Source organism: Streptomyces sp. NPDC059866 (genome assembly GCF_042731325.1).
In the GTDB taxonomy this organism is placed as follows: Bacteria; Actinomycetota; Actinomycetes; order Streptomycetales; family Streptomycetaceae; genus Streptomyces; species Streptomyces flavusporus.
Genome location: NZ_JBHWJT010000031.1, coordinates 71,303 through 90,305, shown reverse-complemented (window position 1 = coordinate 90,305; position 19,003 = coordinate 71,303). Strand labels below are relative to the sequence as shown.

The following is a 19,003-nucleotide window of genomic DNA, read 5'->3' as shown; positions in this document are numbered from 1 at the left end:
GGAGCGCCGGTAAGACGGGCACCCGTGCCCGCACAGCGCGGTGAAGCAGGAAGCCCCCGGAAGGGTCAGACGACCCAGGCCGGAATCCCTGGACTCTAGGCCAGGGAGCACGTCAAGTGGCCCAGGTGGGCGAGCGGGACCTGATCGCTGCGGCCGTGGGCGGCACACACCAGCTGTTGGAAAATACTCCGAGGCCGAACACTTGCTGCAGGGAAGGGCTTCAGCCGCTCGCCCGCAACCACCCCTTGACACACGCGCTCCGGTCCGGCCGCTGTGACGGCCGGACCGGAGCGCGTGTGTCACTCGGCGACGTCCACGACAACCTTGCCGTCGGCCTCCCCGCGCTCGACCAGCTCGTGCGCCGCGGCGACCGTCGCCAGCGTGAAGTGGCGCGTGTCAACGCGGGGCTCCAGCGCGCCTGCCTCGGCGAGGGCGGCGGCCTGCCGCATGATCTCGCCGTGGTGCTCACGCCCGCGGCCGGTAAGCATAGGCAGCAGTGTGAAGACTCCGGAGTAGGTGGCCCCTCGGAACGACAGCGGGGCGAGGGCGTGGGTGCCCCAGCCGAGGGCGCTCACCACGTGCCCGGTGTAGGTGCGCGCGGCGGTGAAGGACGTGTCGAGCGTTTCTCCGCCGACGGTGTCGTAGACGATGTCGAAGCCCTGCCCGCCGGTGTGCTCGGCGACGTACGCCTCGGCCGACGTGGACGTGTAGTCGATCGGCGTCGCGCCCAGGCGTGCGATGGTCTCCAGGCTTCGCGGCGAGCCGGTGGCGAAGACCTGGGCGCCCCGGGCCTGGGCCAGTTGGACGGCCACGTGCCCGATGCCGCCGGCGCCGCCGTGCACGAGTACCTTCTGCCCCGCGTGCACCCCAGCCCGGTCCACCAGGCCCTCCCAGGCGGTGATGAACACCAGGGGAAGTGCCGCAGCCTGACGCATCGTCAGTGCTGGAGGCTTACGGGCCAGCAGACGGGCGTCCACCGCCGCGTACTCGGCGAGGGAGCCCTGCAGGTCGCCGACCCCACCGGTCATCCCGAAGACCTCGTCGCCCGGCGTGAAGCCCGTGACATCCGCACCGACCTCCTCGACCACGCCGGCGAGGTCCAGGCCGAGCACGGCGGGAAGCACGCTGCGGGCGTGGCCCGCCTTTCCTGCGCGAATCTTGGTGTCCAGGGGGTTCACACCGCTGGCCGCGATCCGTACCAGCACCTGGCCCGGACCGGGCGTCGGCTTGGCGATCTCGCTCAGGGTCAAGGGGCCGCCGAACTCTTCGAGCACCACGGCGCGCATCGTGGCTCCGACCGGCAGACGGGAGGATGTCATGATAGTTCCTTTCGAACGGACAGGTCTGTCTTTGCGGGGCCATCGAGCTCCCCGTCCACAGCGCGCGAACACCGCAGACGGAGCGGATGAATCGGCTGTGAGGATCAGGCGGCAGGCGGGCAGGCCCGCTCGACCGCGGCACGCGCCGCCTCCTTGGCGGCGGCGGGTATCGCCGGGTTCTGCTCAAGCCTGCCCGCGGCGAGGGTGCCGTCGATGAGCAGGGTCAGTTGAAGTGCCAGCCCATCGGGGTCCGCGGCGCCGGCCGCCTCGGCCAGCTCGCGCACCCAGGCCCGCACGGTCCGCTTGTGCTCGACGGTCACCTCGTGCGGCAGGCTGCCCGGCTCGCTCTCCGCGGCGGCGTTGATGAAGGCGCAACCATGGAAGCCATGGCGCTCATAGGAGGCGGAGACGGCATCGAACAAGCCCATCAGTTGCTCGCGGGGATCGTCACCGGCCGCCAGGGCGGCGGCGCGCAGCTTGCCCCGCCAGGAGTCGTCGACCCGGCGCAGATACGCGGCGGCCAGTCCGTCCTTGGAGGGGAAGTGGACGTAGAGCGTGGACTTGGCCACGCCCGACTCGGCGATGATCCGGTCGACGCCTACGCCGCGCAGGCCGTGCGCGGCGAACAGCGCCTCGGCCGTCATGAGTATGCGCTCGCGCGCCGGAGGGCGCTTCACCGTCGCGGGCATGCCGCTCACCTCGATCCTCACCTGGGGCCGGCGGCCCCGCAGCAGCAAACTAACAGACAAGTCTGTCCGATGCGGACGAGATCCTGGTCACAACCCCGACGGCCGACCTGAGGCCTCCGCCGTCCCTCGAGGAGGACAAGGTGGTGTCCGCGACACGATCGCGCCCTGCTGGGGCACCCGAGTGGCGCCTGCGGACTGCGCGTCCGCCCGCCGTTACTTACTTTTCATTAGTCACTAATGTTCCTCTTGGCCACCATAGGCGACGGCCGCACCATGAGACGCATGACCGAGCACATCCAGCCCTCACCGGCCGACAGCCCGTCCGCCGTCGCTGACGCAACGGCTGGTCACCGTGGCGGGGTCCGCATGACGGCGGGGGACGGGCCGACGGCGAACGCATCCAGGCCGCGGTGACGGCTCGGTCTGCGCAAGCCATCTCACGTGCCCACCGCACTTCTGCCGCGCGGCACCGCCGGGGTGCCGGTCTTCGCTGACAGGGTCCGATCGTGGCCCTTGGCGGCAGTTTCATCCCGGGCGCGGCCGCGCCCAAGCATGCAGTCAACGTCGGTCCGGCCCAATGGCCGTCCCAACACAAGGAGGAAAGACGATGGCGTCTCCTGCCAAGCTCGCACATGTGGTCCTGCGGACGCAGCACCTGAAGGAAATGCGGGAATGGTAGGTGACCGTGCTCGACGGCAAGGTCATGCACGAGGACCCGGCTTCGGCCTTCATCACCTATGACGATGAGCACCACCGGATCGCGCTGGCCAACATGGCCGACCTGGAGAACCCCGATCAGGCCGAGCCGGTCCGGCCGATCGTGAAGCGGGAGAAGCCCGCCCCCGTCACCGCGGACACCGACATCTTCCAGGCGCTCGCCGGTCCTGCCACGGGGCTGTTCCACATCGCCTGTATCTGGTGGAGGCCCTGGGCGTAGGAGATGACCTTGGATGCGTACAGGGCCTGCTCGACCTGCTCGGTGAAGCGGGCCGCGTCGCGCTCGCCGAGAAGGGTGGGGGCGGGACCGGGGAGAGCGCTGCCGGCCTTCCGCAGAGCGGTGTGGCCGGAGGTGGAACGGGCGAAGACAGCCTCGCCGATCCCGGACACGGGCACCCCGAGGTCCAGCGCGGTCTGGACGGTCCAGCGGCCGGTGCCCTTCTGCTCGGCAGCGTCGGCGATGATGTCGATGAAGTCCAGACGTCACATGGTTGAGTTCCGGCTGTCGGGTTCGGCGGCGGTCATGCCGTATGCGTCCGCGATAAGGCCGAATGACCGCAGGCGCGTCTGCAATCCGTGGACGTAGCTGGTGATGAGCAGTTCGTCGGCCTGCGTGCGTTCCGCCAGCCGGTCGAGGCCCTCCCGTACGACGTCCGGGGTGCCGTACTCCACGGTTGCCGTCCAGTTCCTCACGAATTCCTTTTCCGAGGGACTGAAAACGTGCTTCCGTGCTTCCTGCGGAGTGGGCATGAGGGCCTTGTGGCCTCGCTGGGTACGCATCATGGATATGACACCGGTGAGGACCTGAGCGTAGGCCTCGCTCTCGTCCTCGGCAGCCAGCGCCTGCACGGTCACCATGGCGTAGGGCCGGTCCAGGACCGTCGAGGGCCGGAATTCCTCGCGGTACAGGCGCAGGGCGGCATCGGTGTGCTGTGAGGCGAAGTGGTGCGCGAAGGCGAACGGCAAGCCGAGATGCGCAGCCAGTCGGGCACTGAAGCCGCTGGAGCCCAGCAGCCACATCGTCGGGCGGGTGGTCGAAGGAACTCCACCCGGCAGGCTTCCCTGCGCAGGGCCGGGGATGGCGTGCACGTCGGTGTACAGGTGCCCGGGGGATGCTCGTCGTGCAAGAAACCCGCGAGGTCGTTCAATTGCTCCGGGAAGCTGTCCGCGCCCCGGTGAGGACTGTCGGTACGCCTCAGAGCCGCTGCCGCAGCGTAATCGGTTCCGGGCGCGCGCCCGATGCCGAGGTCGATGCGGCCAGGAGCCAGGGCGTCGAGCATGCCGAACTGCTCCGCCACGATGAGTGGAGCGTGATTGGGCAACATGACGCCGCCGGAACCCAGGCGGATGGTGCGGGTGCAGGCCGCGATGTGCGACAGGAGGACTGCCGGTGAGGAGCTGGCGACCTCTGGAAGCGAGTGGTGCTCGGCCACCCAGAATCGATGGCAACCGCGGGCTTCCGCCTGTTGGGCCAGGAGCACGCTGGTGTGCAGGGCCTGAGTGGCCGACGTGCCCTGTCCCACTGTGGCGAGCTCGAGGACGGACAGGGGAACAGGTGCCGTTCCCGTAGGAGGTGCGGAGAAGGATGAGTCGTTCATGGTGCGCCTTGGGTCGGGGCGGGACTCGCCCGGATGGTGGGTCCTGGTGGATGTGCCTGCCGTATTGGGTCGTCTGCGTCGATGCCGACCGGGCGGCGATGTGAGCTGTTCGGGTGGGTGTCGGATTCCGGAGAGTGCGTTCAAGAAGCGGGGGGTTGCGGCACTGCGCGCCATGAAAGGTCAGGGCTGAACGATCATGGACACCGCGGGTCCGTTCGCCGGGCAGATCGCTCGCGAACGCGTAGGCCCACCGCGGGCTGGACCGCAGGGAAGTCGGACACCTCCCATCACGGGAATCTGTGTCGTTCGCCCAAGTATAATCTGTATCGTTCGTTCAAACAGGACGTATGCTCCACCCATGGGATGCGTCAGAGACATCGACACGGAGGAGTCATGCGTATGGCCATGAACGCCTTCCGGAAGACCTGCGCATCGCGGACAGGACCGATACCGGGAGCAAGACGCTCTGCCGCTCATGGAGGCACCTGCTGGACGGAACCCTGGACGTGAGTTGCTCCGCGCAACGACGGTGGACGAGACCCTACGCGACCGCCACGGGCAGTCCTGTCTGATCGTCGGCGCCGAATGGATCCGGCTCGGCCTGGACGAAGCACCATTCCCACTCCCCCGACTTCACCCACGCCCACACACGCCACCGCCTGATGAACCCCATCGAGAGCCCCTCGGCCGAACGGGCAGTACGCATCTTCGGCTGACCCGGCCGGACGTCCCGGCCGGGCACGACACCACCCCGCTCCACACATACGCAACTTCGGCCCGCATGAAGAGGAAAAAGATGAAAACAGTGGGAGTATCCGAATTCGGAGGGCCGGAAGCCCTGCGCGTTTTCGAGGTGCCCGAGCCTCATGCCGGTCCCGGGCAGGTACGCATCCGGGTTCACGCCGCCACGGTGAACCCCGGTGACCGCTACCTGCGTATCGGGGCGCTGGGCCCCACATCCCCCGCACCCCCGTATGTCCCCGGCATGGAAGCAGCCGGGGTGCTGGACGAGATCGGCACCAGCACGGAGACCGATCTGCGCCTGGGGGACCGGGTGATGGCGATGGCCGACCCGACCAGTGCCCTGGGCGGCGCCTACGCGCAGTACGTCGTCCTGCCCGCGGAGCAGGTCGCCCGCGCGCCGCGGGGCACGACCCATGCCGAGGCGGCAACCCTGCCCATGAACGGGCTGACCGCGCGGCTGGCTATCGACCTGACCGGGCTCTCACCGGGGCAGACGCTCGCGGTCACCGGCGCAGCGGGAGCCGTCGGCGGCTACGTGACCCAGATGGCCAAAGCGGACGGACTCACCGTCGTCGCGGACGCCTCGCCGGCCGATGAGGAGCTCGTGCGCTCGTTCGGTGCCGACGTCGTCGTACCCCGGGGTGCCGATGTTGCGCAGCACATCCTGCGGGCCGTGCCGGCGGGAGTGGCAGGGCTGATCGACGCGGCGGTCATCGGTTCGGCGGCGGTGGCCCCGGCGGTCCATGACGGCGGCGTCATCGTCACCGTCCTCGGCGAAGGAACCCGCGCCCTCAGCCCCAACGAGATGCGGCAGCGGTCTCTGCGTGTGCGCATGGCCTTCGTCCCGGACTACCTGGGCGACCGCAGCCGGCTCGACGACCTGCGTGAACAGACCGAAGCTGGGAAGCTGACCCTGCGTGTGGCTCGCACCTTCGCTCCCGAACATGCCTCCGAGGCCCACCGTCTGTTGGAGGCCGGCGGCGTACGCGGTCGCCTCGTCCTGGAGTTCTGAACCGCCCCGTCTGCGTTCGCGGCGGCGGCGCAGGGGAACCAAGGCGTGTGTGTCACCTTGCGACGGGCCCGCGCTGGATCCTCTGTGCCGCCTACGCCCGCGTCCTCCTGTCCCGGACGACGGGCGTGGGTGACGACTCTTGGAGCCGAAGGTCAGGCGACTGCTCGGGGATCCGGTGCCCGGGGAGGCAGCAAACGGATCACGAGGGCTCCGGCCGATGTCGTCGGGGCAGGGATGTGCGAAACCCCTGCGGGGGAATCGCTGCGTGCCCGCCTCGCCGGCGGAGCGCGCGCTGTTCACCCCGTTGGCCCCCTGGGGCTGGACTCACCGCGGAGGCGGCCGGCCGCGGCACCGGATCCTTGGCCCCTCGCGTCGCGAACCGCCCGTTCCGGGGACGGACCCGCTCAGCGCGACGCGTGGAACGCGCCGCGCTGAGTTTCCGGCTGCGGAGGCAGAACCCGCCCGGTGCGGATCAGGTGTCACTTCCCGGCCACCAGGCGCGGGTGGGGAACACCGTTCCGGTGAAGTGAGGGCCGATGGTCACGGTGCCAGGCCGGGAGAGTTCCCCGACGAGCGCGTGCCGGGAGGCGACCGCGGCCTGGGGGTCGAGGTCGCCGGTCCAGCACATGTCCGGGTGCAGGACCTCGGCCGCCGTGTGCATGGCGTCGCCAACGACGATCGCGCGTTGAGTGCCCTCCCCGGACAGAACGAAGCTCACATGTCCCGGGGTGTGCCCGGGTGTGAGAAGGGCCTCGATTCCCTGGTACGGCTGGTCGTCGGTGCGCAGGTCGTGGCGGCGTGAGCCGATGACGCTGTACTGCCGCGAAGTCGGTGCGGTCAGACGTGCCATGTTGGCGGGCTGACCCCAAAAGTCGAATTCGCCGACGCCGACGAAATACTCGGCATTGGGGAACGTGGGTTCGGTGGAGACGTCGTCGGAGGTGATCCAGCCGACGTGGTCGGCGTGGAGGTGGGACAGGAGGACCGCGTCGATGTCGTCCGGCCGCAGGTTCGCCTCCGCGAGACTGTCCAATAGTTGCCCGCCCGCCATCACGCCCGCGGCCAGGGCGGGGTCCGGGGACGGTATGGGGATGACACGCGGCCCGATTCCGGTGTCGATGAGTATGCGTGCGGCAGGTGTCTCGACGAGAAGCGCGCCGACACTGAGCAGCAGCATGCCGTCCTCGTCGAGCAGCTTCAGCTCGGAATCCCGCGCGAGGTGCACATGTTCCGGGTAGGCCTGCAGAGGATGGGCGCGAATGATGCCGTCGGGAAGGTAGCGGACCTTCAGGTCCCCCAGACGCACGGCTTCGCCGGGTGCGGGTGTCGCGCTCATGTTTTTTCTCCTGAAGAGGCTTGTACGGGGCGCCGACGACCGGTCACGCCGCTCACCACGGCGACGAGCAGCCAGATGATCACTCCGGCGAGAGCCGCCACGACATAGCCGCTGTCATCGGGGTAGGGCGATCCATGCGGTGTGCGGGATTCCAGGACGACGGCGGTCAGCACGCTGCCGAAGCCGTAGCCGACATAGCGGAAGACCTGGTTGAAGCCGAGTGCGCTGCCGCGTTGATCCCTGCCGGTGTTCTCCACGATGAGCCCCGGTGCGGTGGAGAAGATGATGCCGATTCCGATGCCCGCCACGAGCATCGCGGCCACCAGGCCCGGCAGGCTGTGCCGCCAGAGGGCGAACAACGCCATCGCGAACATCATCACGACGCCGGCCAGCGGCAGCGTCCAGCGTGCCGGGAGCCACCTGCCCAGTCGGCGGGTGATCCATCCGGAGGCAAGACTTCCCAGCGCCTGCGGAAGCATGAGAAGACCGGCGACCACGGCGGACTTGTCGAGCCCTCCGGTCGTCGACGGTGCCTGAATCATGCGGGTGCTCACGGACAGCAGCAGGTACATGCCGATCCCGGCCAACAGCACGGTGACATGGGCGCTGAGCACCGGACGTACCCGCAGCTGCCGGAGGTCGACCAGCGGGTGTTCCGTACGCGTCTCGTACCAGGCCCAGGCCGCGCCCACGAGCAGCGCCGTACCACCGGCTGTCAGGGTGGCCGACGACGCCCAGCCCCAGTTCCCGCCTTCGGAGGTGGCCAGGATCAAAGCTGTGACCGGTAGGGCGAACAGGACGGTGCCAGGCACGTCGATCGCTGACGCGGGGCGGTTGCGGGGGGGGGGTGGGGACGACGGCCAGCGCGGTGAGCAGGGCTGCCACGGCGACCGCGGCACCGAACCAGTAGGCGCCGGAAATGCCCGCACCCTGGGCGAGAACCCCGGTGAGGGGGTAACCGAGCCCGACACCCGCCGCGTTGACGATCGAGAGGATCGCGACGACGCGCTTTCGCCGATCGGGATCGCCGGAGAAGGTGTCGCTGGCGACCGCGATGGTCATCGGTGCCAGGCCCCTTCGGAGTCGCCGGTATCGCAGCACTCCCGGCGCATGCTCGTTCCCATGCGGCGCAGAGGCATGCCGTGCTCACTCGGCGTGCCAGCGTACGCAGCCGACGCCGCCAACCCCGCCTGGCCGGCGGCTCGTCTTGTCACCCGGATGTACCTCCCCGCATGCCTTCCAGCCGTGGCAATCCGACGATCAGAAGCCGGACCTGCCCACGGAAGGCCGCTCATGAGCGCAGACATCTCCTCGATATCCGCCGGTCTCGCACGCGGCATGGGCTTGCTCGCGGCCCTCACCGCGACATGTGGTGCGACGGTGTCGCCGGCGTTCGCCGACGGCGCACCCCAGCCCGGCGAGACCACCGGCAAGCCCACCGTCGTCCTCATGCACGGCGCGTTCGCCGACGCCTCGGCCTGGACCGGGGTGGTCGAGCGGCTGCGCGCCGCCGGGTATCCGGTCATGGCTCCTGCAAACCCACTCAGAGGTCTGCAGTACGACGGTGCCTACACCGCGAGCGTGCTGCGCAGTATCAAGGGCCCGGTAGTCCTCGTCGGTCACTCCTATGGCGGCTCGGTCATCAACGAGGCAGCTCTCAGCAGCCCCCACGTGAAGGCTCTGGTGTTCGCGGCCGGTTTCCTTCCGGCGAAGGGCGAGAGCGCAAGCGAACTCGCGGCCAAGTACCCCGGCAGCACATTGGGCCAGACCCTGACGCAGGTGCCCTTCCCGCTTCCCGGCGGGGGTGCCGGGACTGATCTGTACATCAAGCAGGAGCTGTTCCACAAACAGTTCGCCGCCGACGTCCCGTCCGCACAGGCCACGGTCATGGCTGTCACCCAACGCCCCGTGGCCGCTCAGGCCCTTGAGGACAAGGCGAGCGGTGAGGCCTGGAGGAACATCCCGTCGTTCGACCTGATCGCGAGCAACGACAAGAACATCCCGGCCGCGGCACAGCGCTGGATGGCCAAGCGAGCCAACGCCGTCTCGTTTGAAGTGCCGTCCTCGCACGCCGCACCTGTCTCCCACCCCGAGGCCATGACCCGGCTCATCGAGCATGCGGCCCACCTGCCCTCGGTGACCGCCCCGAGCCTCGCGGCCACCGGCGGCCGCACCTGGCTGCTGGTCGGCCTGACCGCGGGCGCCACATCGCTGGGGGCAGGTCTCGTTACGGCGGTCCGCCGACGCAGGATCGCCGGGCCGTCACACCTCCCCGCGGGACTGTAGAGCCTGCGGCGCCCGCCCATGCCGACCATGGACGGGCGCCGCAGGGCACGGTCCTGTGCCCACCCATGCCGCGGGACCCGGAGCTTATCGGAGCCGTGCAAGGTCGGCCGGTCCCGTGAGGCGCCCTCGTGTCAGGCTTTCGCCCTGCTCGTGGCGGCGAGGAATTCGTCGACTGTGAGGGTGGCGTGGGAGATCGCCGGGTAGCGCAGCACCATCGCGTCGTACGCGGCCCGTCCGCCGGCCGCCGCAGTGGCGTCGGTGAAGGTGGTCACGTGGTAGCCGTGTTCCATGCAGCTGCGGGCGGTCGACTCCACGCACAGCGTGCCTATCATGCCGGCGATGGCGATGTACTCGACGTTGTGCTGGCGCAGTTGGACCTCAAGGTCTGTGTTGGCCAGGACATCGATGTTCTTGTGCGGCGCGATGACAACGTCGCCGTCGCCGGGTGAGAGCTCAGGGTGGAAGTCAGCACCCCAGCTCCCCGCTTCGAACATGCGGTTGTCGAACATCTCGTGGTGGATGCCAGAGAGGTGCTTCCAGGATGTGTAGTCCTCCTCGGTATAGGACATCGGCGCGAAGAAGACCGGCAGCCCTTGCTCGCGGGCACCTGCGAGAAGTCGTTTGAGGTTCTCGAACGTGCCGATCCTGTCGAACTCTTCCTTGAACCCCGGGTAGCCCTTGCCCTTCTCGGAGAACACCTCGTTGACGGTGTCGATCAGGAGCAGGCCGATGCGTCCGGGTTCGTACGACGTCGTGGTCACAGAGCCTCCTACCGCCGGTCCCCCCTGCATTCGAGGCTACGCCCGCTGGTTGCTTCCCGCCCCTCGTCGCCGGACCGGGACTCCAGCTCAGTGCTCGACGTCGATGACGATCCTGCCTTCGGTGGATAGTCTGGCCGACGCCGCCGACCCCACCGTGGATAAGGACCTTCTGTCACAAGCTGACCTGGGCACGGTCGACCAGCTCTTCCCAGGCGGGGATGAACCAAGGACAGCGCTGCGGCCTGTTGCCTATCGAGCGACGCGGGCTTGCGGGCCAGCAGACGGGCGCCGCCCCCCATACTCGGCCAGCGAGCCCTGCAGGTCGCCCACGCCGCCGGGCAGTTCACGCCGGGAAGGAGCCGCCTTTCCCTCGCGGGTCTTGAGATCCAGCGGATCGACTCCGCTGGACTTGACCTTGAACCAGCGGAGTGCCGACCTCTTCCGGAACCAGTGCGCGCATCGGGTGCCTCCTTGTCCTGCCGACGGGCCGGACACCGGTCTGCAGGCGAGCCACTCCACTCCCCCCGCCCCATGGCCACAAGGTGCCGCGCCCGCGTCGAGGCCGGCGCGTGGGGGCGACGTGTGGGCATTCTTGTCAGCACCCCGGCCCGTTTGCCCCTTTTCCGGTGCGCGAAGACGGCGCGGACGTCGACGTGAGCTGCTGCCGCCCGGAAAAACCTGCCAGTCCTTGCCGGCGGGTGCCGTGCCCCTTCGGCTCACTCGCCCATGGGTCGTGTCAGTTGCCGGGTACGCGGATGATCAGGGCGTCGCCCTGGCCGCCGCCACCGCAGAGGGCGGCCGCGCCCACGCCGCCGCCGCGGCGCTTGAGCTCCAGGGCCAGGTGCAGGACGATGCGGGCGCCGGACATGCCGATCGGGTGACCGAGGGCGATGGCACCGCCGTTGACGTTCACCTTTCCAGGTGTCACGCCCAGGTCCTTCATGGACTGCACGGACACCGCGGCGAAGGCCTCGTTGGTCTCGATGAGGTCCAGGTCGCCCACGGACAGCCCGTCCTTCTTCAGGGCGTGCGCGATGGCGTTGGACGGCTGCGACTGCAGCGAGTTGTCCGGGCCCGCCACGTTGCCGTGGGCGCCGATCTCGGCGATCCACTCCAGGCCCAGCACAGGATCGAACGCTGCCGCCGATCGACGCTGAGGAGCCCCTCCGGCGGCTCGGCGGCGCCTGGAAACCCTACGACAAACCCGTGGGCGACGGCCTCCTCCCTCCCGTCCCACCCTCGGTCACGACCGCTCGGACCGGCTCCAGTCGCAAGCTCCCTCGCCGTCCCACACAGCGCGCACACCCGTCCCGGCGTGCGATACATCACCGCTCTACGCCGCCAAGGCGTGAACCAGAGTTTCCGTGCTCAACCCGTCGCCCCCCCTGCTCTCCGCGCTGTACGCCGTCAGTGGCGGCCTTGCGGCCGTGCTCTCCGATCCGGTCTCCAGCGCCCTGGGCTACCGTGCCCTGTTCTGGATCCCGGGTCTTGTCACCCTGGTGGCCGCCGCCGGAGCACACCGCCTGATCCCGGCTTCGCCCCACCGTCAGCCCGGCCCTGTCAACTGGGGTGCGGCCTTCCTGCTGTCCGCCTGGCTGGTCGCCCTCCTCGTCCCTCTGGCTCAGGGATCCACCTGGGGCTGGAGCACTGCGCGAGTCATCGCACCGCTGATCGCCTCGGCTGTCCTCCTCGTCGCATGGATCAGGGTGGAGAGCCGCTCGGCGAGCCCGTTGATCGGCATGCGGATGATGCGCCTCCCGGCGGTGTGGCCGACCAATGCGATCGCCCTGCTGTTCGGCCTGGGGATGTACGCCCTGCTCGCGTCCCTGCCCTACTTCGTGCAGACGCCTTCGAGCGCCGGGTACGGGTTCGGCGTCAGCCAGACACAGGCCGACCTGACGAACCTGCCCATGACCATCGCCATGTTCGTCGCCGGGCTGATCAGTGCGAAAGTGTCGGCGCGGCTGAGCGCCCGGCGATTGCTCCTCGGCAGCACCTTGATCAGTACGGCCGGCTTCGCACTCCTGGCGTTCACCCACAGCGGATACGCGGTGGTCCTCGTCGCCATGGCCGTCATCGGCTTCGGCTTCGGCCTGGCGTTCGCCACGATGACCTCAGTGATCAGCAACGCCGTCCCCTCGCACCAGACCGGGGCCGCCACCGGCATGAACGCCAACATCAGGACCATCGGCGGGGCTTTCGGCACCGCCATTGTGGGCAACATCATCACCGCGCACACACTCCCCGGCGGGCTGCCTGCGGAAAGCGGCTACATCTGGGCGTTCGCCACACTCGCACTCGCCGCTCTCGCCGCCTCCGCAGTCTCCCTCCTGATTCCCCGCATCGGGCAGACCGACGGGCGTGCACCCGGGGAGAGCCCCGCGGGTACCGTCACGGCCGGCGACACGACACCCGCGTAGGTCTGCGAGGGTCGACCGGACGTCCGGACCCCTGTCGGTCGCCGGCCGGCCTGGTGGGCGGTGGACTGGCTGTGTGAGCGACCCGCGCGGACGCGTCGAGTGCGACAGGGTCGTCGGCGCTGTCGCCGACGGCCTCGTAGAGCCTTGCCCTCATCTCGAACGATCGCTACATATTCCCCCTCGATTGAGGGGGAGAGTTCCTCGATTTTTTGACGGAACGTTCCACATAAGGTTCACTAGCTGACGTGACCGGGTCGCAACCGACCGGTAGTGCGGCGCTTCCCCGGTGAGCGCCACGCCGGTAGCCCACAGGCCCGGCACTCAAGGACCATCGTCCGCGCACCGATGCGGCGCCGAAAGGACACAGCATGAGCAAGCAGGAATCCCGCACCCCCTCCGCATGGCGTTCGCGTGTGGTCGGCGCCGCCGCCGTGGCCGCACTGCTGGCCGGCGGGAGCGCGGGCGCGGCAGCATGGGCCTCCCAGCCCGCGTCCGCCGCGCACCACCCGGCGCAGTCCGCTGCGGCGCACAACGCGGCCACGGTGCAGCGGCTGGCCGACATCGAGGACATCCGCCAGGTGAAGGCGCGCTACTTCCGCTACCTCGACAGCAAGCAGTGGTCCAAGCTGGCCGCCCTCTTCACCGCCCACCCCACCATCGACGTGGGCGCGAAGTACAGCAGCGGCAAGGAGCTCGCCGAGAAGACGGCAGCGCTCCTGGGTGACGCGCCCACCGCTCACCAGGGCTTCCTGCCCGAGATCCAGGTGCACGGAAACCGCGCCACGGCGATCTGGGCAATGGAGGACTACGTGAGCTTCCCGGCCGGATCCAGCTACAAGAACGGCTTCCACGGCTACGGCGAGTACCGCGACACCTATCAGCGGATCCACGGCCACTGGTACATCTCCAGCACCGTGCTGTCCCGGTTCCGGGTGGACACCGTTCCCAACTGGACGCCGCCCACCGCACCGAAGAAGTAACAGCAACCACTACCCCCTCGGCCCGGACAGGGCCCGTATCACCCCGAGGAGTAACAACATGAGCACCATCGGTGTCGGCATCATCGGCGGCAGCCCGGGCGGCTGGGCCTCCATCAGCCACATCCCCGCTCTCATGGCCCTGCCGGACTTCACACTGCGCGCCGTCAGCACCTCCCGCCGTGAGTCGGCAGAGGCGGCCGTGCGGGAGTTCGGGGTGGAGGCGGCGTTCGACAACCACGCCGCACTGCTGGCCCACCCGGGGATCGACATCGTCGTGGTGGCGGTCAAGGTTCCCCACCACCGGGAGCTCATCTCCGCCGCGATCGACGCCGGCAAGACCGTCTACAGCGAATGGCCGCTGGCCCTGAACCTGGCGGACGCCACCGAGCTCACCCAGCGTGCCGACGCCGCCGGGGTGCGCACCGCCATCGGCCTGCAGGGCCGCTACCACCCCGAACTGCGCTACGTGCGCGACCTGATCCAGGACGGCAGGATCGGCCGGGTCATCGGCACCTCCCTCGTCGCCTCCGGCATGGTCTGGAACGGGCAGACCACCAAGGCCCACACCTACTGGTACGACGAGACACAGGGCGCCACCCCCCTGTCCGGCGCCGCCCTGCACGCCATCGACGCACTCAATGTCACCCTCGGCGAATTCGGCCACCTGTCGGCCAACCTCGTACGCGGCCGCAGGGAGGTGACCGTCACCGACGACGGCAACACCATCGTCCCGGTGACCGCCCCGGACCAGATCTCGGTCATCGGCACCCTCCAGAACGGCGCCGCGGCCTCGGTCTTCTACCGCGGCGGCGCCTCCCGCGGAGACAACTTCCGCTGGGAGATCAACGGCACCGACGGCGACATCGTCCTCACCGCCCCCTGGGGCAACATCCAGGTCACCGACCTCACCCTCCAGGCCGGCTTCGGCGAGGACGCCACCGTGTCCAAGCTCGAAGTACCCGCCGAGTACTCCGCCGGCATCCCCGACGGCCTCGTCGGCCCCGCCAGGAACGTCGCCGCGCTCTACACCCACCTGGGACGCGACCTCCGCGAAGGCACCCGCACAGCCCCCGACTTCACCTACGCCCACACACGCCACCAGCTGATGAACGCCATCGTGAACTCGTCCCGTCAGCAGACCGCGCAGTTCCTCGGCTGACCTCGCGCGGTAGGCCGATTCCCTGACTTGGGCTGCGGGTAACTTTGCCGCTAATATTTAACGAACGCACGCTATTGGACCGGGGGTCACCTCTCGCCATCATGAGGTTGGGCGCCAAGCGTCCGGGGCGGGTTGCGCCCTGTGCTGGCGCCGATGCACCTCGCCCCGGCTGACACAGCCCGGCAGGAGCGACACGGGCTGCCATGGCATGCGAGAACCGAACGTCACTAACCGGGGATTAGCCACTTATCACCCAGTTGACGGACGAAGACGGTGTCGGCAGCGTTGACGGCATTACCGGCTTTGGACGTCCTGTCTCACTCGGTTGAGCCGCCCCTCGGGTCAAGGCGCCGGCAGGTTCTCGTGCCAGCGCCGAGGCGGGGCGGCACACCGGCTGTCTCCACCGGCGGCGTCACTTCTCGAGCAGCACATTCAATGACAACGACGGAGAAAACACGTATGCACAGCACCACGTCCCACGGAGTGCCCGGCGGGCCGGTCGATGCCTGTCCCAGGGCCGAGCCGGTCGCAGCGGCGGCCGCGTTGCAGCCGCTGCTGCGGGAGCACGCCGCTCGCGGTGACAGGGACCGCGTCGTACCGGCCGAGGTCGTGCGGGCGCTGTCCGAGGCCGGCGTCTTCCGGCTGCTGACGCCGAAGCGGTACGGCGGCCAGGAGGCGGACCTGCGCACCCTGACCGACGTCTCGGAGGCGCTCGGCGAAGCCGACGGCTCGGCGGCCTGGGTCGGGATGATCATCTCTGTGACGAACTGGCTGGCGTGCTTGTTTCCGGATCAGGCGCAGGAGGAGGTGTTCGGGGCCGACCCTGATGCACGCGTGACCGGTGTGGCGGCACCGACAGGCATGGGGGTGCGGGTGCCGGGAGGCTGGCGGGTCAGCGGCCGCTGGTCGTACAACTCCGGTGCGCCGTACGCAACATGGGTGGCGGTCGGCGTACTCCTCAAGGACGAGGGCGGTGCGGTCATGGATCAGGCTCTGGTGCTGATCCCTGCCTCGGAAGTGGCCATCGAGGACACCTGGCACACTGCCGGGATGCGGGGTACCGCCAGCAACACCCTCGTCGCACAGGATGTGTTCGTTCCCGCGCACCGGGTCCTGTCGGTCCCGGCGGCGGCGGAGGGGGTCTACCCGCGCTCGTCCCGCGAGGAGGAGCTGTACGGCGCTTCGTTCGGCCCGATGTTGCTGCTCTGCCTGCTCGGTCCGCTGCTCGGGCTGGGCAAGGCGGCTCTGGACGTGGTGGTACGTGCTGCGGCATCCAAGCCGCTGTCGTTCACCGTTCACGGCCGGCAGGCGAACTCGGTGGGGATCCAGATGCAGGTGGCCGAGGCCGCGCTGAAGATCGAGACGGCCCGGCTTCATGCCCACCGCGCGACCTCGCAGGTCGACCAGGCGGCCGCCGCCGGTCCGCTGGACTATGCCGCGCGCGCCCACATCAGGGCCCAGGCGGGCTACGCGGCCCGCCAGATCCTCGAGGCCATCGGCATCCTGCTGGACGCGCACGGCGCCTCTGCCTTCGCCGAGGCAAACACCCTGGAGCGCATTTGGCGTGATGCGAACACCGCAGCCCGCCACGCCGGCCTGATCCCTGCCGTCGGCCTGGAGGTCTACGGCAAGACACTGCTGGATGTGAACGAGCGAGTGAGCCTCATGGTCTGAGCTTGACTCTGTCGGGGATCTTGATGGTCGAGGTCAGCTGCCGAGGGTTCGCCAGGGCTTCGACCGGGGAATCCCCTGCTGGTCCAGGAACGTCTGGAAGGCGGTCGGCGGTCTCCGTGAAGAGGTTTCCTCGGTCACTGGCCGGCCGCTGAAGCGCTCGATGTTCACGGCGATGGCCGTGAGTACGTGTTGCAGGTGGGCTTTCGGCTGTCCTCGGTAGCGGCAGTGGCGCATGCCGTGTCCGTGGGCGAACTCGTTGATGGTGCCTTCCACTCCGGAACGGACCGCATAGCGGGCCTTCCAGTCGGGCGTCTGCTGCTCGGTGCGGACGCGGACTTGCAGGTCGCGGAGTTCTCGCGGCGGAAAGCCCACGTTCCGGGCATTCTCGCGGGAGCTGGTGCAGCGGGGCCGGTCCGGACACGGCTGGCACTGGCCCTTGGTGAACCGTGCCACGATCAGGGGTGCCGCGGTGGCCGAGGAGGTCGGGTAGGGGCCGTGCCAGCCCTTGCCGACCTGGCCCCGGGGGCAGGTGACCTGCCGGCGGTCGAAGTCGATATGGAAGTCGTCCCGGTCGAATCCTTCGTTCCTGCGGTGCTGGCGGGTGGGGTTGCCCGGCAGCGGCCCGCCGATGGTGACCTGGTGTTCGCGCTCGGCTCGTTCCAGGTGCACCAGGGAGGTGTAGCCGCCGTCGCCCAGGTGCTCGGCCGGCAACAGTCCACGACGGGCCAGGCGGGCGTGGATGCCGGGCAGGGCCTGGGCGTCGTTCGTGGCGGCCGAGGTGGTGGCCACGTCCGTGATCACGTTGACGCTGTCGGAGGCACACGTCTCGGTGACATGTGCGGCGAACCCCTTCCAGCTGATGATGTGCCCATGGCGGACGTAGCGGGCGGTGATGTCGTAGGGGGAGACGATCGCCGAGGACGAGGGCGGCAGTCCGCCGTCGTCAGCAGTGCGCCAGCGTAGGCGGCCTGCCGTGTCGCGGTAGTAGTTCTGCACGACGATCTGCCGCAGGGCCTCGGCCCGAGGGCCGGAACGGTAGCCGGATCCGTGCCGGTGGAGGCGCTCCAGCAAGCGGCAGGCGTCGTCGCCGGCGGCGAGGATCCTGGGCCGGGTGGGGTTCTTGCCCAGGCGCACCGGACGGCCGTAGCGGCGCCCCCAGTCCTCGTCGACCAGGCCGATCAGCAGATGCCCGGCCGTGCGGGCCGCTTCCTCCAGCGTGGCTCGGACGGCCTCGGTGACCAGTTCCAGCCGGGTCAGGTCGCGCACCGCGGCCAGGACATGGGTGGAGTCAGTGCGTTGCGTGGTGCGCTCGCGTACGAGTCCGGCCTCCTTCAAGCGAGCGAGCGCCAAGTCGAGGAGACGGTCGGCACGGTCGCCCTGGACGAGGCGCTCACGGAAGTCGGCCAGCACACTGTGGTGAAAGCCGGGATCCCCTAACTCCATGGCCAGCGCGTATTTGAAATCGATGCGGCAGCGGACCGCTTCCGCCGCCTGACGGTCCGACAGACCGAGCAGGAACTGCAGCACGCAGACGGTGGCCAGCTGGGCGGGCGAGAGACCGGGACGGCCGTCACGCGGGTACCAGCCGACGAAGTCCTCGTCGTGCCACAGTCCCTCCAACCGGTCCCGCACCCACATCGCCGTCGTCCCCCTCGGATTGCTCGCCCGTGCAACCTGCACGGTCAGAGGGGGAACTTGCTCACCGGAACGGGGACGAACGGACAACGCGCACCTCGTCAACTGGGTCGGCCTGCACCACAGCCACGAGCCTGCCTGCTGATCATGCTGCTCCACCGGGGATCCTCAAGATCCCCGACAGAGTCAAGCTGAGAAGCCGTATTTCTATCGATCATGAGGGCGGTCTGATCGAACGGGGTGCCTGGTCGGGTGGTCTGGGCAGGCAGGGCGCATGAAAGCAGGGCCTCCTGAGTAGCTCGGGGTTGTCGAAGCCAGGAGCGGTCCAGGAGGCCCTAATTCCTTGTTAACAGCTCCAGCAGCGGGGACCGCCCGCGCCGGACTGTTCGAGTGCGGGACCGCGACGCCTTTCTGGACCCTGGCCGATGAGGCCTCCACTGAGAGCGGCGCGCGACCGTACTCGTGAGCATCTGGAGCACGACGCCTTACGTCTTCCTGGCTGCGAGCCCTCGCGGGAGAGCGGTGCGGGCCCCAATGCTCATGGTGGTGGTCGCGTGGGCGCCGGACGGACGCCTCAGGAGGCCCTGGCGTCGACGTCTCACAACAGAGCGGCGGCGTTCGGCGTCCTCGCGGCCTCCACCATCGTCAACACTGCTTGCTTGATCACTCGTTG

General features: G+C 69.0%; 13 protein-coding genes and 4 pseudogenes. 7 read left to right on the top strand and 10 right to left on the bottom strand.

Features of this window, described 5'->3' with window-relative positions:
• Positions 1-299: 299 nt before the first annotated feature.
• Together ACFV7R_RS36470 and ACFV7R_RS36465 are read right to left on the bottom strand one after the other, a co-directional pair.
• Positions 300-1,319, bottom strand: coding sequence for a zinc-dependent alcohol dehydrogenase family protein (locus ACFV7R_RS36470; protein ID WP_385271630.1), 1,020 nt, complete (start codon positions 1,317-1,319; stop codon positions 300-302).
• Between the two features lie 104 nt (positions 1,320-1,423).
• A complete protein-coding gene (locus ACFV7R_RS36465; protein WP_385271627.1) occupies positions 1,424-2,008 on the bottom strand; it encodes a TetR/AcrR family transcriptional regulator in 585 nt (194 codons plus the stop codon).
• 679 nt (positions 2,009-2,687) lie between these two features.
• On the opposite strand from ACFV7R_RS36465, the gene ACFV7R_RS36460 reads away from it, so the two are divergent.
• Complete coding sequence (locus ACFV7R_RS36460) at positions 2,688-2,945, top strand: hypothetical protein (protein WP_385271624.1); 258 nt, start codon at positions 2,688-2,690, stop codon at positions 2,943-2,945.
• On the opposite strand, the pseudogene ACFV7R_RS36455 reads toward ACFV7R_RS36460, so the two are convergent.
• Positions 2,873-3,199 (bottom strand): annotated as a pseudogene (locus ACFV7R_RS36455) (NADP-dependent phosphogluconate dehydrogenase); the annotation flags it as partial. The gene ACFV7R_RS36460 and the pseudogene ACFV7R_RS36455 overlap by 73 nt on opposite strands.
• 9 nt (positions 3,200-3,208) lie before the next feature.
• Positions 3,209-4,323: pseudogene (locus ACFV7R_RS36450) on the bottom strand (LLM class flavin-dependent oxidoreductase).
• A 796-nt stretch (positions 4,324-5,119) separates the two neighbouring features.
• Here ACFV7R_RS36450 and ACFV7R_RS36445 point away from each other — a divergent pair.
• Entirely contained in the window at positions 5,120-6,079 is a 960-nt protein-coding gene (locus ACFV7R_RS36445; protein ID WP_385271621.1) for an NADP-dependent oxidoreductase, read from the top strand.
• Between the two features lie 472 nt (positions 6,080-6,551).
• Here the strand turns inward: ACFV7R_RS36445 and ACFV7R_RS36440 are convergent, their stop codons facing one another.
• The 3 genes and pseudogenes from ACFV7R_RS36440 to ACFV7R_RS36430 all read right to left on the bottom strand — a co-directional run.
• Entirely contained in the window at positions 6,552-7,415 is an 864-nt protein-coding gene (locus ACFV7R_RS36440) for an MBL fold metallo-hydrolase (RefSeq protein WP_385271618.1), read from the bottom strand.
• A complete protein-coding gene (locus tag ACFV7R_RS36435) occupies positions 7,412-8,227 on the bottom strand; it encodes an MFS transporter (RefSeq protein WP_385271615.1) in 816 nt (271 codons plus the stop codon). The genes ACFV7R_RS36440 and ACFV7R_RS36435 overlap by 4 nt, the downstream gene beginning before the upstream one ends.
• 169 nt (positions 8,228-8,396) lie before the next feature.
• Positions 8,397-8,477: pseudogene (locus ACFV7R_RS36430) on the bottom strand (hypothetical protein); the annotation flags it as partial.
• Positions 8,478-8,708: 231 nt separating this feature from the next.
• On the opposite strand from ACFV7R_RS36430, the gene ACFV7R_RS36425 reads away from it, so the two are divergent.
• Positions 8,709-9,701 carry an alpha/beta hydrolase gene (locus ACFV7R_RS36425; protein WP_385271612.1) on the top strand — a complete coding sequence of 331 codons (993 nt, stop codon included), beginning with the start codon at positions 8,709-8,711 and terminating at the stop codon, positions 9,699-9,701.
• 131 nt (positions 9,702-9,832) lie between these two features.
• Here ACFV7R_RS36425 and ACFV7R_RS36420 read toward each other — a convergent pair whose 3' ends face one another.
• Together ACFV7R_RS36420 and ACFV7R_RS36415 are read right to left on the bottom strand one after the other, a co-directional pair.
• Complete coding sequence (locus ACFV7R_RS36420; protein ID WP_385271609.1) at positions 9,833-10,462, bottom strand: cysteine hydrolase family protein; 630 nt, start codon at positions 10,460-10,462, stop codon at positions 9,833-9,835.
• 736 nt (positions 10,463-11,198) lie between these two features.
• Positions 11,199-11,585 (bottom strand): annotated as a pseudogene (locus ACFV7R_RS36415) (acetyl-CoA C-acyltransferase); the annotation flags it as partial.
• Between the two features lie 241 nt (positions 11,586-11,826).
• Between ACFV7R_RS36415 and ACFV7R_RS36410 the strand changes: the two are divergent.
• The 4 genes from ACFV7R_RS36410 (at position 11,827) to ACFV7R_RS36395 (ending at position 16,695) form a co-directional block, all read left to right on the top strand.
• Positions 11,827-12,882: an MFS transporter gene (locus ACFV7R_RS36410; protein WP_385271606.1), complete on the top strand. Its 1,056-nt coding sequence runs from the start codon at positions 11,827-11,829 to the stop codon at positions 12,880-12,882.
• A 368-nt stretch (positions 12,883-13,250) separates the two neighbouring features.
• Positions 13,251-13,862 carry a nuclear transport factor 2 family protein gene (locus tag ACFV7R_RS36405; RefSeq protein ID WP_385271603.1) on the top strand — a complete coding sequence of 204 codons (612 nt, stop codon included), beginning with the start codon at positions 13,251-13,253 and terminating at the stop codon, positions 13,860-13,862.
• Positions 13,863-13,920: 58 nt separating this feature from the next.
• Positions 13,921-15,021 carry a Gfo/Idh/MocA family protein gene (locus tag ACFV7R_RS36400; protein ID WP_385271600.1) on the top strand — a complete coding sequence of 367 codons (1,101 nt, stop codon included), beginning with the start codon at positions 13,921-13,923 and terminating at the stop codon, positions 15,019-15,021.
• A gap of 459 nt (positions 15,022-15,480) precedes the next feature.
• Entirely contained in the window at positions 15,481-16,695 is a 1,215-nt protein-coding gene (locus ACFV7R_RS36395) for an acyl-CoA dehydrogenase family protein (RefSeq protein ID WP_385271597.1), read from the top strand.
• Between the two features lie 33 nt (positions 16,696-16,728).
• On the opposite strand, the gene ACFV7R_RS36390 is transcribed toward ACFV7R_RS36395, so the two are convergent.
• Positions 16,729-18,375 (bottom strand): IS1182 family transposase, encoded by a 1,647-nt coding sequence (locus ACFV7R_RS36390; protein ID WP_385271594.1) that lies wholly within the window; start codon positions 18,373-18,375, stop codon positions 16,729-16,731.
• Positions 18,376-19,003 lie beyond the last annotated feature (628 nt).

Coding starts and splice junctions, on each gene's coding strand:
- ACFV7R_RS36470 (WP_385271630.1), bottom strand. CDS start 1,319: ATGACATCCTCCCGTCTGCCGGTCGGAGCCACGATGCGCGCCGTGGTG.
- ACFV7R_RS36465 (WP_385271627.1), bottom strand. CDS start 2,008: ATGCCCGCGACGGTGAAGCGCCCTCCGGCGCGCGAGCGCATACTCATG.
- ACFV7R_RS36445 (WP_385271621.1), top strand. CDS start 5,120: ATGAAAACAGTGGGAGTATCCGAATTCGGAGGGCCGGAAGCCCTGCGC.
- ACFV7R_RS36440 (WP_385271618.1), bottom strand. CDS start 7,415: ATGAGCGCGACACCCGCACCCGGCGAAGCCGTGCGTCTGGGGGACCTG.
- ACFV7R_RS36425 (WP_385271612.1), top strand. CDS start 8,709: ATGAGCGCAGACATCTCCTCGATATCCGCCGGTCTCGCACGCGGCATG.
- ACFV7R_RS36405 (WP_385271603.1), top strand. CDS start 13,251: ATGAGCAAGCAGGAATCCCGCACCCCCTCCGCATGGCGTTCGCGTGTG.
- ACFV7R_RS36400 (WP_385271600.1), top strand. CDS start 13,921: ATGAGCACCATCGGTGTCGGCATCATCGGCGGCAGCCCGGGCGGCTGG.
- ACFV7R_RS36395 (WP_385271597.1), top strand. CDS start 15,481: ATGCACAGCACCACGTCCCACGGAGTGCCCGGCGGGCCGGTCGATGCC.